Genomic DNA, 15,920 nt, shown 5'->3' on the forward strand with positions numbered 1-15,920 from the left:
GAGTCCGTGGCGAGTTCCGTGGCGAGTCCGTGGCGAGTCCTCGATGGTCCGATGGTCCTTGATGAGGAGGACGCGAAGGGGGCACGCACCGCTGACGCGGGCAGTTGTTCGCGTGTTCCGCCGTACGTGTGGCGCGTCCAGGAGTTGCCGGGGCCCTCCGGCGCGGAAAGCATTGGAGGGTGAGTGACGACGTCGCGTATCTCCGTTTCCCGCACCTCCACGAGGACTTGCTCTGCTTCGTGGCCGAGGACGACCTCTGGGTCGCTCCCCTGGCCGCCGAGGGGGACCGGCCCGGCCGCGCGTGGCGGCTGACCGTCGACCGGACCAGAGTCGGCCACCCACGGTTCTCCCCGGACGGCACCCGCATCGCCTACACGACCTGGCGCAGCCTGGACCCGGAGATCCATCTCGCTCCGGTGGCGGGCGGTCCGGCCCGCCGGCTCACCTACTGGGGCTCGACCGACGCCCGGGTGTGCGGCTGGACGCCGGACCCCGGCGACGCGGCGCAGATCCTCGCCGTGTCCTCGCACAACCAGCCGTTCTCGTACTTCTCCTGGGCGTACGGTGTGCCGCCCGACGGCGGCCCCGGCGGCAAGCTGCCATGGGGTCCCGTCTCCGACATCGCGGTCGCGGACATAGGGGGTGAGCGCCGCACCCTGCTGCTGACCGGCAAGCCGCCGCACGAACCCGCCGCCTGGAAGCGGTACCGGGGCGGGGCGACCGGACGGCTGTGGCTGCACGGCGAACGGCTGCTGCCGGACATCGACGGCCATCTGGAGGCCCCGATGTTCGTAGGCGGACGGATCGCGTTCCTCTCCGACCACGAGGGCGTCGGCAATCTGTACTCCTGTCTGCCGGACGGCACCGGACTGCGCCGCCACACCGACCACGACGCGTTCTACGCCCGGCACGCGTCCAGCGACGGGCGCCGGGTCGTCTACCAGTGCGCGGGCGACCTCTGGCTGGTCGACGACCTGGAGTCGCCGGACGCGGTGCCGCGCAGGCTGGAGGTACGGGTCGGCGGGCCACGGGCCGGCCGGCGTACGTACCAGGTACCGGCCTCCGCCCATGTCGACTCGCTCTCGGTGGACGAGACGGGCCGGGCGAGCGCGGTGTCGGTGCGCGGCAGCCTGTACTGGCTCACGCACCGCGACGGGCCCGCCCGCACGATCGCCGACACCCCGGGGGTACGGGTACGGCTGCCGGAGATGCTCGGCAGCGGCGGACAGGTCGCGTACGTCACGGACGCGGACGGCGAGGACGCCGTCGAGATCGCGTACCTGCCGCGCGCCAGCGGCGCCCGTGAACCGCACCGACTGGCGTCGGGACGGCTGGGCCGGGTCCAGGAGATGGTCGCGGACCCGGCGGGCGAACGGCTCGCCATCGCGTCGCACGACGGGCGGCTGCTGCTGCTCGACACGGCGGAGGCGGGACCGGAGACGGTGGCTGTGGCGGTGGCAGAGGCGGATGCGGTGGCGGGCGCGGAGGCGGGCGCGGGCGCGGGTGCGGAGGGGGGCGCGAGTGCGGGTGCGGGTGCTGGTGCTGGTGCTGGTGCGGAGACGGTGCTGATGGCGGACACGGCCGCAAGCGCGGACCGGGACACGGCCGGCGCCGCGGGCCCGGCCGGAGCCGGGGAAACGGCCGGCCCTGCAAACACGGCCGGAGCCGGGGAAACGGCCGACCCCGGAGACACGGCCGCAGCCGGAGACACGGCCGGCCCCAGGGCCGCCACCGCACCTCCCGGCGCTCCCCCGGACCCCGCCGTCCCCGCGGTCCTCACCGCGCCCGGCCGCGTCAGCGAGCTGATCCGGTCCGTCAACGGCCCGGTCCGCGACCTCGCCTTCTCGCCGGACGGCGCCTGGCTGACCTGGTCGCACCCGGGAGTCGGCCGTTCACTGCGCCAGATCAAGCTGGCCCGGATCATGGGTCCGGGTGCCCCCGCGATCGTCGACGTCACCAACGGCCGCTTCGAGGACGAGAATCCGGTGTTCACCGAGGACGGCCGCTACCTCGCGTTCCTCTCGTGGCGCGGTTTCGACCCGGTGTACGACGTCCACACCGGCGACCTCTCCTTCCCGCTCGGCTGCCGCCCGTATCTGGTCCCGCTCTCCTCGGCCACGCCGTCTCCCTTCGCGCTGCTGCCCGACGGGCGCCCGGCGGCGGGGGGTCTCGACCCGGCCGATCCGCTGGACGCCGGGGTGACGTTCGGCGAGGGGACGGGCCCGGCCGTCACCGTCGAGTTCGAGGGGCTGGAGAGCCGGGTGACGCCGTTCCCGGTCGCCGCGTCCAAGTACTCCGCGCTGCGCCCGGTCAGCGGTGGCGGACTGGTCTGGCTGCGCTGGCCGATCTCGGGCGCGCTGGGCGAGACGTTCGCCAACCCGGCCGACATGTCGGGCCGCCCCACCCTCGAACACTTCCACATCACCAAGGCCAGGAGGACCGAACTCGTCGCCCACCTCGACTGGTTCGCGGTCAGCGGGGACGCGTCCCGGCTGGTCGTCATGGACGACGGCGAGCTGCGCGCCGTACCGGCGACCGAGCCCGGCGATACCGACACGACGGTCTTCCTCGACCTGCGCCGCATCCTGCACGACGTGGACCCGGCGGCGGAGTGGCGGCAGGCGTACGGGGAGGCGGGCCGGATCATCCGTTCCTACTTCTGGGAACCGGACATGTGCGGCATCGACTGGGACGCCGTACTCGACCAGTACCGCCCGCTCGTCGAACGGGTCGCGTCACCCGACGAGTTCGCGGACCTGCTGCGCGAGGTGCTGGGCGAACTGGGAACCTCGCACGCGTACGTGACGCCCGCCCGCCGCAACGAGGGACCGCCGCACTACCAGCGCGCGATGGGTCTGCTCGGCGCCAACCTGGTCTGCCGGGACGGTGATTGGACGGTACGGCGGATTCTGCCCGGCGACTCGTCCGATTCCAAGGCCCGTTCGCCGCTCGCCGGTACGGGCATCCGGGAGGGCGCGGTCCTCACCCATGTCGACGGACGCCCGGTCGACCCCGTCGCGGGACCGTACCCGCTGCTGGCGGCGGCGGGCGGCACCACGGTCGAGCTGACCTTCCGGTGCGCGGAGGGCGGGGGCCGCCCGCGCCGGGTCGCGGTCGTGCCGCTGATCGACGAACGGCCGCTGCGCTACCAGGACTGGGTGGCCAAACGCCGGGACGTGGTACGGGAGTTGAGCGGCGGCCACTGCGGCTATCTGCACATCCCCGACATGGGCGGCTCGGGCTGGGCACAGTTCAACCGGGATCTGCGGCTGGAGGTCTCCCGCCCGGCGCTGATCGTGGACGTACGGGGCAACGCGGGCGGACACATCAGCGAGTTGGTGGTCGAGACGCTGACCCGGAAGATCCTCGGCTGGGACCTGACCCGCAACGCCCAGCCGGTCTCGTACGCGTCGAACGCCCCGCGCGGCCCGGTCGTCGCCCTGGCCGACGAGGCGACCTCCTCGGACGGGGACATGATCACCGCCGCGTTCCGGCTGCTGCGGCTGGGGCCGGTGGTGGGCCAGCGCACCTGGGGCGGGGTGGTCGGCATGACCGGACGGCACCGGCTCGGGGACGGCACGGTGATCACGGTCCCGATGAACGCGGCCTGGTTCGACACCTACGGCTGGTCGGTCGAGAACCATGGCGTGGAACCCGACCTGGAGGCCCTGCGCACCCCGCTGGACTGGGCGGAGGGCCGGCACGCGGTCCTGGACGACGCCGTCCGCATCGCGCTGGACCTGCTCGCCGCGCACCCGGCGGCGACCCCGCCGACCCACGCCACGGCCCCCAGCCGCCGCCGGCCGCCGCTGCCCCCGCGCCCGGCGCACTGAACCCCCGGCAACACAGACGGCAGCACGGAAAAGAAGCACGGCAACGGAGAGGCGCACCCGGTGACACCGGGTGCGCCTCTCCGCTCGACGTTCCGCTTCACGAGCCCTACCGGCCCTTACCGACCGGGGTCCGGCCCTTACCGCCGACCGGGACCGGCCCCTCTTCGACCAGGGAGGGCCCTTACCTGTCGAACCGCTTGCGGGCCTGCTTGGCCGTGTCCGCCGCCTTCTGCCGGCCCTTCTCGGTCAGGTCGGAGCCCCGCTCCGACGTGCCGGACGACTTCTCTCCCGACGCGCCCTTCTTGTCACCCGCGCTCTTCTTGGCCTGCTCCGCGAGCTGCTGCGCCTTGTCCTTGAACTGGTCCGCGATGCCCATGCTGTTCACTCCTAGCGAGGTGCTGTGGGGAAGGAGACGTCACCCGGACCCGACCGGTCACCTGCGGCGATCGGCGCGGCTCTGCGGACGCCCCCGGGCCTCGTCCAGAATTTCACGCCAGGACATCCACCGCATTTCGATCATTTACGCAGAGTGCGCGCCTCTTGGTCGGCCGCTCCCCCGGCCCCCACGAGCCCCCGCCCGACGCCTTCCAGCCGGGCCCCGAAGCGCCGCATCTCGCGCTGCCCGACCACCCCGATCAGCGGAGGCAGCGCGCCCCGCACGGACTGCATGCCCCGCAGCCACCACTGCGCGTACACATGGGCGGACCTGCGCTCGACCCCCGCGACGATCCGGTCGACCGCCGGGCCCAGTGGATACGTGCGGTTCGTCGGCCACGGCAGCCGCTGCCGCAACTCGCGCATGACGCCGTCCTGGTCGGCGCCCCGCACCATGTCCGTGTCCGTCCAGGACAGATAGCCGACCCCGACCCGTACACCCCTGTACCCGACCTCGGCCCGCAGGCTGTGCGCGAACGCCTCCACGCCGGACTTCGACGCGCAGTACGCGCTCATCATCGGCGCGGGCACGATCGCGGCGAGCGACGCTATCTGGAGGAAGTACCCCCGGCTCTCCATGAGCACCGGCAGGAACGCCCGCGCGGTCACCGCCCCCCCGATCAGATTGACCTCGATGACCCGCCGCCACGCGTCCGGGTCGGAGTCGACGAACGGGCCGCCGGACGCGACGCCCGCGTTGGCGACGACGACGTCGACCTTGCCGAACCGCTCCTTGACCTCGGCCGCGACCCGGGCCATCGCCTCGTGGTCGGTGACGTCCGCGTACCAGTGGTCGCTCTCCGCGTGCAGCCGTTCGGAGACCCTTTTCAGCTCGTCGGGTTCCAGGCCGACCAGCGCCAGCTTCGCGCCACGCGCCGAGAGCTTGCGGGCCAGCAGCTCGCCCACTCCGCGCGCCGCGCCCGTGACGACGACGACCTGCCCGTCAAGTCCACGCCTGCCGTTCATGCGACCTCCTCCTCGATACCGACCGTGCCGACCGTGCCGTCCACGTCTTCCGCGCCTTCCCTGCCGCCCCCGCCACCGGTACTCGGCGGCGCGGCCGTCCTCGTGTCCACCGCCCGGCCGTCCGCTCCGGTGTCGGACGCGGTGAGGTACGTGGTGACCAGCTCCCGAATCCGCGCGGTGACCAGCTCCGGGGCCTCCACGGGTGTCATATGGCCCACCCCGGTCAACACGGTGAGCCCCACGCACTCGGGCAGCGCGTCGGCGATCGCCCGAGCCTGGGTGGGCGGGGTCAGCCGGTCCTCCGCGCCCGCGATCACCGCCGTGGGCACCCGCAACTCCCGTACGCCCTCCCGGAGATCGAGTTCGGCGAGCACCTGCCCCCAGGCGACCCGGACGGCCCGTGGGCAGCCGTGCACGATCCGGGCGCAGATCTCTACCCGCTCCGGCGCGGCCCCTGCGCCCATCGTCGCGTAACGGAGAATCCGCTTGGACACGGGCGTGACCGGACCGAGCGGCGCGGCCGACCCGAGGATCGCCCGTGTGATCCGGGTGCGGAACCGGCCCGCCCGCACCGGCACCACCAGCGCGTCGTCGATCAGCCGCGCGGCCCCCGTGCTGCACAGCAGGACGGCCGCCGCGTGCTCCCGCAGTCCGTCCCGTCCGGCGGCGGCCATCAGCGTCATGCCGCCCATGGAGTGCCCGGCCAGCACCGCCTTCTCCCCCGGTACGAGGGTCGCCGCGAGCACCGCTTCGAGGTCGTCGGCGAGCGCGTCCGTGGTGCAGCCCCCGGGGCCGGCGGCGGGTGTGCGGCCGTGTCCCCGCTGGTCGTAGACGACGACCCGGTGGTCGGTGGCCAGGGCGCGGATCTGGGCGGCCCAGAACTGGGTGTCGCAGGTCCAGCCGTGCGACAGCACCACCGCCGGGGCTCCGTCGGGCCCGTAGGTCTCGACGTGGAGCCGGGAACCGTCGGCGGAGACCACGATCAGTTCGCGTTCCGGGCGGAGGGGGGCTTCCGTGCGCCGGGACCGCCCGCTCATCGCGCGATCCCCTCGGACGTGGACGTGGACGTGGTCGCGGCCTGCGCCGGCACGGAGGCCGCGCGCCGGTCCGGCGAGGAGGCCCGGACGACCTCGTACTCCGCCATGTCCACCGCCCGGGTCGCCTTGCGGAACTCACCGGTCGTACCGGGCCAGATGGTGGTGTTGCGCCCGTTGGCGTCCAGGTACCAGCTGGTGCAGCCCCCGGTGTTCCACACGGTCCGCCGCATCCGCTGCTGCACCCGCCGGTTCCAGGCGGTCACCGCCGACGGCCGCGCGCCGAGCGCCACCCGTCCGCCCAGGGAGTCCAACTGCCGGAGATAGTCGGCCAGGTAGTTCAGCTGGGCCTCGATCATCAGGATCATCGAGGAGTTCCCGAGCCCCGTGTTGGGGCCGATGATCGTCATCCAGTTGGGGAAGCCCGCCGCGGTCGCGCCGCGCAGCGACTGCATGCCGCCCTTCCAGACCTCGGACAGCAGGACACCGTCCGCGCCGACGACCCGGTCCGCGATCGGCATGTCCGTCACGTGGAAGCCGGTGCTGAGGACGATCGCGTCGGCCTCGGTCTCCGATCCGTCCGCCGCGACCAGCATGGAACCGCGCACCTCCGTCAGTCCGGAGGCGACCACGTCCACATTGGGCTGGGCGAGCGCCGGGTAGTACGTGCTGGAGAGCAGGATGCGCTTGCAGCCGATCCGGTACGAGGGTGTCAACCTCGCCCGCAGAGCCGGGTCCTTGATCGCGCGTGCGATGTTGTTCTTCGCTATCCGCTCGACCACGCCCAGCTCGTTCGGGTGTTTCGTGAAGGCGCTGACCTGCAACTCCCGTATGCCCCAGAGGAGTCCACGACGGGCGGTGACGGTGAACGGCAGCAGCCGGTGCATCCCGCGCTCGACGGAGCCGATCGCCCGGTCCACGCGCGGCATCACCCACGGCGGGGTGCGCTGAAAGAGCGTCAGTTTCCCGACCCGGGACTGGATCGCGGGGACGATCTGGATGGCGGACGCGCCGGTACCGATCACCGCGACCCGCTTGCCCGTCAGGTCGTAGTCGTGGTCCCAGCGCGCGGAGTGGAACACCTTCCCGGGGAAGTCGGCGAGACCGGGGATGTCCGGGGTCTTCGGGTCGGAGAGCGGTCCGGTCGCCGAGACCACCACATCGGCGGTGAGCGTCGCGCCGTTGGCGCACTCGACCGTCCAGTGGAGCGCGTCGTTGTCCCAGCGCATCATCGCCACTTCGTGGCCGAACCTGAGGTGCGGGCGCAGCCCGAAGGTGTCGGCGACCCCCTCCAGATAGGCCCGGATGTGCCGCTGGCCCGAAAAGGCGCGTGGCCAGTCGGGGTTGGGGGCGAAGGAGAAGGAGTAGAGGTGGGACGGCACGTCGCAGGCGCAGCCCGGATAGCTGTTGTCGCGCCAGGTGCCGCCGACCGAGCCGGCACGTTCGAGGACGACGAAATCGGTGATGCCTTCGCGGCGCAGCCGGACGGCGGCCCCCAGGCCGCCGAATCCCGATCCGATCACCGCCACCCGCACATGCTCGTTCTGTGCCATACCGCCGCCTCCCGAGATACGTCACACGACCATGCCAGCAATCACTGGCATTGTTGGGAGACTAGAGCAGAGCCGTACCGATCGGTAGGGGGCGGCCAAGGAAAGTTACCCGCGGTACGCCATAGAGTGCGGTTGTGGCTGACGGACGCGAGCACCGCGAATACCGCATGGAGGAGCTGGCCGACGCGGCCGGCATCAGCGTGCGCACCCTGCGCTTCTACCGCGAGCGCGGCCTGATCCCGCCACCCCGCCGCGAGGGCCGTATCGCCTGGTACGACGACCACCATCTGGCCCGGCTGCGCACGATCACCGGCCTGCTGCAACGCGGCCACACCCTCAACGGCATCGCGGACCTGGCCGCCACCTTCGAGAGCGGCCGGGACGTCGCGGAGGTGCTGGGCCTGGGCGAACCCACCGAGGAGACCCCGGTCCGGCTCACCCCCGAACAGCTCGCCGACTACTTCGGGAGCGAGGTCACCCCGGAGAACCTCGCGACCGCGCTCGACCTGGGCTACCTCGCCACGGACGGCGACGAGATCGTGCACATCAGCCGCCGCCTCCTGGAGGTGTCGGCCGAGCTGGTACGCCAGGGGGTGCCGCTCTCCACGGTCCTCTCGGCGGGCCGCCGCGTCCGCGAGCACGCCGAGGCACTGGCCGAGCTGTTCGTCCGGGTCATGCACGCCCACACCGCCGAGACCGAACCCCCCCAACTGCGCCCGCTGGCCCGCAGCGTGATGGACGCCGAGCTGTCCATGGCCCTGGACAGACGGCTGCGCCGGCCCCCGGACGAAGAACCCTGACGGGCCACCCACGGACCGGCGGAGCCACCGCCCCGCCGCACGAACACCGCCCCACAGGCGCGCGCCCCGCGGACACACGCCACGGACGCCCTACAGGTCGAAGGCGACCGTCACCGGCGCGTGGTCGCTCCACCGCTCACCGTGCGTGGCGGCCCGCTCGACCCACGCCTTCACCGCCCGCCCGGCGAGCCCGGGGGTCGCCACCTGGTAGTCGATGCGCCAGCCGGTGTCGTTGTCGAAGGCCCGGCCCCGGTAGGACCACCAGGAGTACGGCCCCTCCACACCGGGGTGCAGCGCCCGCACCACATCGACGTACGCCACTTCCTCGAACACCCGGGTGAGCCACGCCCGCTCCTCCGGCAGGAAGCCGGAGTTCTTCTTGTTGCCCTTCCAGTTCTTGAGGTCGGCCTCCTGGTGGGCGATGTTCCAGTCCCCGCACACCAGCACCTCGCGCCCCTCGGCGGCGGCCCGCTCCCGCAGCTCCTCCAGGTACGGCAGGAACGCCTCCATGAAGCGTTCCTTCTCGTCCTGCCGCTCCGTGCCGACCTCGCCCGAGGGCAGATACAGGCTCGCCACCGTGACACCGGGCAGATCGATCTCGACGTACCGCCCGCTGGTCTCGAACTCCTCGCACCCGAAGCCGATCCGCACCCGCTCCGGCGCCCGCCGCGAGTAGAGCGACACCCCGGCCCGCCCCTTCGCGACGGCCGGCGCGTGCACGGTGTGCCAGCCCTCGGGCTCGCGCACCTCGGCCGCGAGCTGCTGCGGCTCGGCACGCACCTCCTGGAGACAGACGACGTCGGCGTCGGTCCCCGCCAGCCACTCCACGAACCCCTTCTTCGCGGCGGCCCGGAGTCCGTTTACATTTACAGAGGTCACAGTGAGCATCCAGGAACAATACCGACACCCAGATGCCGCATACATGTACCATCCTCCGCATGGATATCCAAAAGCGACCATTCGACCACCCCGATGCCGTCAAGCTCAACGACCAGGTCCAGCTCGAATACATCGAGCGGTACGGGGACGGTGAGGGCGACATCACACCGCTCGACCCGACGATGTTCGCGCCGCCGCACGGGCTGTACCTGATCGCCTACGACGCGCAGGGAAGCCCGGTCGCGACCGGCGGCTGGCGCACGCAGAGGAAGAACGCCGAGGGCTACTCGGACGGCGACGCGGAACTGAAGCGGATGTACGTCATACCCGAGGCGCGGGGCCAGGGTCTGGCCCGCCGCATCCTCGCCCTGCTGGAGGCCGACGCGCGCGCGGCGGGCCGGACCAGAATGGTCCTGGAGACCGGCAACCAGCAGCCGGAGGCCGTGGCGCTCTACCTCTCGACCGGGTACGCCCTCTGCACGAAGTTCGGCCACTACCGCATGTACGACAGCAGCCTCTGCTACGCCAAACCGCTCCAGCACCCCTGAGCCGGGCCGCACGGGACGGCACCGCACAGCAGGGCCCGGCCCCGGGCCCCGGCTCGGCGACCACTCGGCAGGAGTCAGCGGCCCAGCGACTCGGCGGGGATACGGCCCAGCGGGGATGCCCGCTCAGCGGCCGCTCGGCCGGATCAGGCCCGTCTCGTACGCGAAGATCGCCGCCTGGGTCCGGTCCCGCAGCCGGGCGCCGAGCACCGCGGCGCCGCCAAGGACGACGACGAACCGGGCGTGGCCGTAACCGCCCGTGGTCAGCGCGAGGACGACACCGATGACCAGGCCGATCACCAGCGCCTCGGCCGTCGCCCTGGGCGGGCAGGAAGACCGTCATCGCGGAGAGGTTGACCACGGCGACCACCGCCCAGACGGCGGGCCGGGCCAGTACCCCGCGCAGCGGTCCGAGCAGCAGCAGGGCCGCCCCGCACTGGGCGATGCCGAAAGTGACGGCGGCGAGGTCGGGCGGGTCGAGGATGGAGACGGCGTTCCCGGGCACGCCGACCATGGCCGCAGGATATCCGGCCCACAGGACCAGCCCCGCGCGACAGGCGGCGCCACCGATCAACATGGCCCAGCGGGTCGCCCGGCCGCGCAGACCACCCCGGGCCCAGGCAGTACGGCACGAGCCAACCAGCCAATACATTCACGGAGTTGAGCCAGTGCGGTCCGTCCAGCCCGAACCGGATCAGATCGACGTGCAGCACCACGGCGAACGGCCACAGCGGATGCAGCCGGGCCACCAGCGGGGGTCAGTGCCGTCAGCGCGGCGAACACCAGCAGGAACCACAGCGGGGACAGCACCAGTGAGCACAGCACGTACAGGGTCCGCTGGTCCACCCCCGCGCAGAGCATGACGAGTACCACGACACCCCACACGGCCAACAGGACGGTGACCGGGCCGGAACAGCCTGCCCATCCGGACGCCGATCCACCGCCGGTAGGACGTGCCGGCCCGCACCCGAGACCGGCACGGCCACCGAGGCGGTGACCAACGCCGCGAGCCCGGCACGACGCAGACGTTTTCCACTGGGGCGGGGGGCCATGACGGGTGGTTCCTTCCATTCCCGGATCACTGCTGCTCGACCCCCGGAGGCTTGAACCACCCCCCACGCAAGTCGTCCCGCCAGGGAGCCAACCCCCCATGTAGCTCTCAGGGACTACGGGTAGGGGGTGGCACGGCCCGGACAGCGGGGCCGGTGCCCGGTTCGAGCGACCGAGCGCCCGCGACCCGCCGGTTCGAGACTGATCGCCATGCGTCCGAAGGACTCCGCGGGATTCCGTGGAACACAGGCAAATCCTGCTGGGAATGCCCTGCCTGATCTGTACCGAACTCCTGATTGCCGGCCTGGGCTTGATCCCTCCACCCGCATGAGTACGGGTACTCATGCGGCGTGAGTAGCGGGCCGAGGGTCGCGCTCTTCGCCCCGGGATAATGTCCCTGAACCGATATAGGTCTCGCACGCCAAGTGGTGTCGGCGTAAATAGTACAAGGGGGGAACCGCGCATGGCGTGGGACGAGTGGGAAGAGATCAAAGCTGACGTAGCCGTCGGTAGGCCCACCGGGATGCAGCTCAACCAGGTGCCGGTGGACCCTGCCCTCTCGACCAGCGCCGTGACCGGTGGACTGAAATCCAGTAAGAAGGCGTGGGTCACGGCCGGCGAGGGGATCGGCTCCTTACGCAAAGGCATCAGTTCCGCACTCGTCAGGCTGGAGGACGGTCAGAGCGGACTCGGCGCGAACCCTGGTTGTCCGAGCGCCGCCGCTCAACGAGAGGTCTACGACTCATGGAAGCGGTACGTCGAAGATCTCAGTGAACGGTGCGATTCCCTTCAGCGGATTCTGGGACAGGTCGGACACGACCAGTTGATGACCGACGAGGCGGTCAACGCCGCCTTCCACACGCTGCAACTGACGTACGCGGACACCGATGCCGTCGGCGGCCAGGCGAAGGGACACTGACGGCGGCCATGGACTACGTCACCCTGAAAGCCCTGGAGCCTTCCGAGTTCGAGGACGCGGCCGACGGCTACCGCGCCACGGCGCTCATGGCCCAGGCGGCCAAGGAGCACATTGACAACACGGTTGCCACCGGCATGCGCAAGTCGCTGCAGGGTGTCGCCGCGGATGCCGCGCAGAAACAGCTTCAGGCACTGTCGCGGAACTTCCACTACACACAGACCGAGTGCGGAGTGATCAGTACCGCGCTCAATGGCTTTGCCTATGACATGGCCGCCGTGAAACGCACACTCGAATCGGCGGTGGCCGACGCGCATGCCGAGAGATTCACAGTGAACTCCGACGGTTCCGTGACGTACCCAGCGGCCCCGGACAGAGGCGTCGGCACGGTCCCCCGGGGAGGTACGGCGAACGGCGTGGACGTGCCGTCGGCCCAAGGAATCAACCGTCAGGCCGCGCAGTTCGATCCCAACCCCCATTACGCTCGTGCGCAGGCGATCGCCGACCGTATCGCAGACGCTCTGAAGAGAGCGACAGCGGCGGACGAGAAGTGGTCGCCGAAGCTGCGTGCCCTGACGGCCGACGACGACCTGACGGTGTCCGACCGGGACTGGGCGGACGTCACATCGGACACGAGTGGTGTGCGCACGGCTGCGGTCTCCTATCTCGGCACCATCGAAGGTCCACCGAAGGAAGGCTCCGCCGAGGCCAACGCCCAGTGGTGGAAGGGCCTTTCCGTGGAGGACCGCGCAGCCTGTGTATCCATGCACCCCGCGAGCATCGGGGCTCTCAACGGCCTTCCCGCCGACGTGCGGGACGAGGCGAACCGGGTCGTTCTGGCAGAGCAGCGCGGCGCCACTCAGGAGCGGCTCGACACCTGGCTCAAGAAGGAGCCCACTCGCTATGAGCCCTACATCAACCCTGTCACGGGCCTTGAGGTCAAGGGCGCAGCGATTCCGACGAAGGAGTGGAAGGAGTGGAACAAGGAGAAGGACCGCCTGGAAGGACGCCTGCACGGGATGGACTTGATCCAGAACCGTTTCGACATGACCGGAAAGGACGGCCTGCCCGAGGCATATCTGCTCGGTTTCGATTCTCAGGGAAAGGGTGGCGACGGACGGGTCATTCTCGCCAATGGAAATCCGGACACCGCCGACCATACGGCAATATATATTCCAGGCACGGGTACACAGCTGAAGGATATCGGCGGGGATCTCGATCGAGGAAAGATCCTGTGGCAGGAAAGCCACGGAATTGCCCAGGACTCAAAGATCTCCACCATCACCTGGTTCGACTACGACGCCCCGCGTTCAGCCTCACCCGGCGAAAAGGGAGACATTTTCCCCGAAGCCATGTTTGATGATCAGGCCGCCGAGGGCGGACCGGTCCTGAGGGATTTTCTCGACGGCAGCCGAGCCGCCCATGTGGAGGCGACAGGAGGCACCGGACACACCACGGCCGTCGGGCACAGCTATGGCACCACCGTCATCGGGGACGCCGCGAAGTCCGGTCACTGGCCGCGCGGACCGCTGGCGGTCGACGATGTCCTCGTCGCGGGCAGCCCTGGCATGCAGGCCGACCGTGCGGGGGACCTGGGAATCAAGCCGGGCCACATGTGGGCCATGGGCGGCGGAGGAAACGACAACTTTGTACGGGAAGGCGGTAGGTGGCTCGCCGGCCTCGGCGACAACTGGACCATCCCGACCGATCCCGCTTTCGGTTCGAACGTGCTTGAGTCGGATTCGGTGGACCACAGCGGATTCTGGGACGAAAACTCACTCGCTCTACGCCAGCAAGCCTACGTAATCACTGGCCAGTATGAATGGACAAAAATTGAATAGGTCGTACGTCCGTACGCCTGCAATAGCGATGGCGGCCCTACTCCTGGGAGGTTGCTCTCAGATGAGCGACAAAAATAATCCGGCCCCGAACAAGAGTCAGTCAGCCGTCGAAAAAAGAGTCACTGTCGCCTCAAGTGAAATTCTTGACATCATGAACATGAAGGGAAAGGCGCAGCCGTCGTCGCCTTTCCCCATAAAGTGCTCGGACCACTCCGCAGAAGATGACGTGTTCCGCGTACGCCACCCTTGGAGCGTCTACCGCCTGCCGGACACGGAGCTGGAATCGGCGATGAACAGGCTGCGGAAGGGGCTCCCGTCGAAAGGCTGGAAGATCGTCAAGGACGGCCCGGACGACAGCAGGGCCAAGGCACCCCAGATCGTGGCCAACTCGGGCGACGGGCAGGTGTCGGCGGATCTTCGTCTGCACATGACGCCCGCCGGCAGTGAATACGAGTCCGCGATCGAGGTCACCGTTGTGTCCCTGTGCTTCCACGACGAGGCCGCAAGCGCGCCGACATCCGGCTGAGGCAAGGTCGGCTGTGGAGGGCGGCGCGGCCCCAGTCCCCCGCCCAGGCAGACCGACTCACACCCGAGCAGACGCCGAAACGACAAGATCCCGGTCAGACAGTTACTGTCTGACCGGGATCTTGTGAACCGTCCCTGATGTGACTCAAGAACAGTCGCTGCGGTGGACCTGTGGGGATTTGAACCCCAGACCCCCTCGATGCGAACGAGGTGCGCTACCAGACTGCGCCACAGGCCCTTGCAACGAGTGAAACTCTAGCACCTCGATCGGGGTGCTCGGAAATCCGCTTCCCGCAGGTCGGCCCGGTCGGGTCGGCGGGGATTCACTCGTTGGCCGCGCGGGGGCGGTCGCCTTCTTCGTACTGGTCGAAGAGCGGCGTCCGGCCCCGGTCGCGGCTGCGGCGCGGCTGGTTGGTGCGGGCGGGCGGGGCCGCCGGGTCGGTGTACGCGGTGGTGGGGTGGTTCGTGCCGGTCGACGTCGGCTCGGCCGTGCTGGAGCGGGCCGCGCTCCAGGTCTCCGGGTCGCCGACCTCGACGCCGCCCGTGGCGCGGGGGGCGACCGGTGCGGTGACGTACGTCGGCAGGGGCACCGGGACCGGTTCCCAGCTGTCGCCCTGCCCCGGGCCCCGGTCGCGCTGCTGGTCGACCCATTCCGCGTGGTCCGTCTGCTCGACCAGGGCGCGGCGGCCCGCCTCCTGCGGGGAGACCGTCGGGGCGGGAACCGGCTCGGGCCGCCCCCCTTCGGGCTCCTCGTCGGGGTCGGCCGGGGCCGAGGCGGCGGGCTGGTGCCGGCGGGGACGGTTCTCACGGAGTCGCTGCGCCGCCACCTCGGCCCTGCGCTGGTCCATGGTGAAGGCGAACCTGCGCCGCTCCTGCGCCCGCAGATGCACGATGTACGTGCTCAGCAGGACGGCCGGGACCGCGGGCGCCCACAGGAAGCCGAGGCCGCCGACCGCCGCCACGACCGCGCCCAGCGTGAAGGCGAGGAACAGGATCACGGTGGTGCGCCTGCGTCGGGCGAGCACCTGCGAGCGCTGCGCGCGCCTGGCTCGCTCGGCGTCGATGCCCGCGGGGCGCGTGCGCCGCGTGGGACGCTCCCGGGCGGCGTGTTCGCGCTCCAGGTGATCCCGGTGGTCCAGGTGATCCCGCTCGGGATGGTCGCGTTCGTCGGGGTGGCTCCGGGCCGGGTGGCTCCTGGGGGCGCGCGCCGGGTCCTGCAACCGCACCTCGGTATGTGCCGGAGGCGCGGCGAAGGCCCGGACGTCCACGGAATCCAATCGGTCCGTGACCGCGTCCGGGTCGACGTCGGGTCCCGCCTCCTCGGCGGCGCGTTCGCGCAGCCCCTTGGCGTACCGGCGCTCCATGGCCGCCCGTCCGGACAGCAGCCGGATGGCGGTGCTGAAGCGCTCCGTCGGACGGGCTTCGTTGAGCTCGTCCTGCCTGCGGAGCCACATCGGCACCAAGTAGGCGGCCCAGGCCCCGACGATGACTGCGTAGATGAGGCCGCTGCTGCTCACGCCTCACACCGTAGAGGGGTTTACGC

General features: G+C 70.7%; 13 protein-coding genes, 1 tRNA gene and 1 pseudogene. 6 read left to right on the forward strand and 9 right to left on the reverse strand.

The window, feature by feature from the left end; genetic code table 11:
- Positions 1-179: 179 nt before the first annotated feature.
- Positions 180-3,833 (forward strand): S41 family peptidase, encoded by a 3,654-nt coding sequence (locus tag PZB75_RS11400; RefSeq protein ID WP_275535189.1) that lies wholly within the window; start codon positions 180-182, stop codon positions 3,831-3,833.
- A 181-nt stretch (positions 3,834-4,014) separates the two neighbouring features.
- Here the strand turns inward: PZB75_RS11400 and PZB75_RS11405 are convergent, their stop codons facing one another.
- The 4 genes from PZB75_RS11405 to PZB75_RS11420 form a co-directional block, all read right to left on the reverse strand.
- Positions 4,015-4,209: a hypothetical protein gene (locus tag PZB75_RS11405; RefSeq protein WP_275535190.1), complete on the reverse strand. Its 195-nt coding sequence runs from the start codon at positions 4,207-4,209 to the stop codon at positions 4,015-4,017.
- A 140-nt stretch (positions 4,210-4,349) separates the two neighbouring features.
- The gene (locus PZB75_RS11410) at positions 4,350-5,234 is read right to left on the reverse strand and encodes an SDR family oxidoreductase (protein WP_275535191.1); all 885 of its coding nucleotides are present in this window, start codon (positions 5,232-5,234) and stop codon (positions 4,350-4,352) included.
- Complete coding sequence (locus tag PZB75_RS11415) at positions 5,231-6,271, reverse strand: alpha/beta fold hydrolase (RefSeq protein ID WP_275535192.1); 1,041 nt, start codon at positions 6,269-6,271, stop codon at positions 5,231-5,233. Before PZB75_RS11415 ends, PZB75_RS11410 begins: the two co-directional genes overlap by 4 nt.
- Complete coding sequence (locus tag PZB75_RS11420; RefSeq protein WP_275535193.1) at positions 6,268-7,821, reverse strand: NAD(P)/FAD-dependent oxidoreductase; 1,554 nt, start codon at positions 7,819-7,821, stop codon at positions 6,268-6,270. Before PZB75_RS11420 ends, PZB75_RS11415 begins: the two co-directional genes overlap by 4 nt.
- Positions 7,822-7,988: 167 nt before the next feature.
- Here PZB75_RS11420 and PZB75_RS11425 point away from each other — a divergent pair, with 167 nt between their 5' ends.
- Entirely contained in the window at positions 7,989-8,621 is a 633-nt protein-coding gene (locus tag PZB75_RS11425) for a MerR family transcriptional regulator (RefSeq protein ID WP_275538675.1), read from the forward strand.
- 90 nt (positions 8,622-8,711) lie between these two features.
- Here the strand turns inward: PZB75_RS11425 and PZB75_RS11430 are convergent, their stop codons facing one another.
- A complete protein-coding gene (locus PZB75_RS11430) occupies positions 8,712-9,509 on the reverse strand; it encodes an exodeoxyribonuclease III (protein ID WP_275535194.1) in 798 nt (265 codons plus the stop codon).
- 50 nt (positions 9,510-9,559) lie between these two features.
- Here PZB75_RS11430 and PZB75_RS11435 point away from each other — a divergent pair, with 50 nt between their 5' ends.
- Positions 9,560-10,048, forward strand: a complete 489-nt coding sequence (locus PZB75_RS11435; protein WP_275535195.1) for a GNAT family N-acetyltransferase — start codon at positions 9,560-9,562, stop codon at positions 10,046-10,048.
- A gap of 123 nt (positions 10,049-10,171) precedes the next feature.
- Here PZB75_RS11435 and PZB75_RS11440 read toward each other — a convergent pair whose 3' ends face one another.
- Together PZB75_RS11440 and PZB75_RS11445 are read right to left on the reverse strand one after the other, a co-directional pair.
- Positions 10,172-10,345, reverse strand: a complete 174-nt coding sequence (locus PZB75_RS11440) for a hypothetical protein (RefSeq protein WP_275535196.1) — start codon at positions 10,343-10,345, stop codon at positions 10,172-10,174.
- Between the two features lie 28 nt (positions 10,346-10,373).
- A pseudogene (locus PZB75_RS11445) lies at positions 10,374-11,018 on the reverse strand (acyltransferase family protein); the annotation flags it as partial.
- A gap of 540 nt (positions 11,019-11,558) precedes the next feature.
- On the opposite strand from PZB75_RS11445, the gene PZB75_RS11450 reads away from it, so the two are divergent.
- The 3 genes from PZB75_RS11450 to PZB75_RS11460 all read left to right on the forward strand — a co-directional run bounded on the left by PZB75_RS11450 (position 11,559) and on the right by PZB75_RS11460 (position 14,378).
- Entirely contained in the window at positions 11,559-12,014 is a 456-nt protein-coding gene (locus PZB75_RS11450; RefSeq protein WP_275535197.1) for a hypothetical protein, read from the forward strand.
- Positions 12,015-12,022: 8 nt separating this feature from the next.
- Entirely contained in the window at positions 12,023-13,852 is a 1,830-nt protein-coding gene (locus PZB75_RS11455) for an alpha/beta hydrolase (protein WP_275535198.1), read from the forward strand.
- 61 nt (positions 13,853-13,913) lie between these two features.
- Positions 13,914-14,378, forward strand: coding sequence for a hypothetical protein (locus PZB75_RS11460; protein ID WP_275535199.1), 465 nt, complete (start codon positions 13,914-13,916; stop codon positions 14,376-14,378).
- 163 nt (positions 14,379-14,541) lie between these two features.
- On the opposite strand, the gene PZB75_RS11465 is transcribed toward PZB75_RS11460, so the two are convergent.
- Positions 14,542-14,615: transfer RNA gene (locus PZB75_RS11465), tRNA-Ala, on the reverse strand.
- An 85-nt stretch (positions 14,616-14,700) separates the two neighbouring features.
- On the reverse strand, positions 14,701-15,894 hold the full coding sequence (gene glpR, locus PZB75_RS11470) for a gephyrin-like molybdotransferase receptor GlpR (RefSeq protein WP_275535200.1): 1,194 nt from the start codon (positions 15,892-15,894) through the stop codon (positions 14,701-14,703).
- Between the last annotated feature and the right edge of the window lie 26 nt (positions 15,895-15,920).

Source organism: Streptomyces sp. AM 4-1-1 (genome assembly GCF_029167625.1).
Classification (GTDB): Bacteria; Actinomycetota; Actinomycetes; order Streptomycetales; family Streptomycetaceae; genus Streptomyces.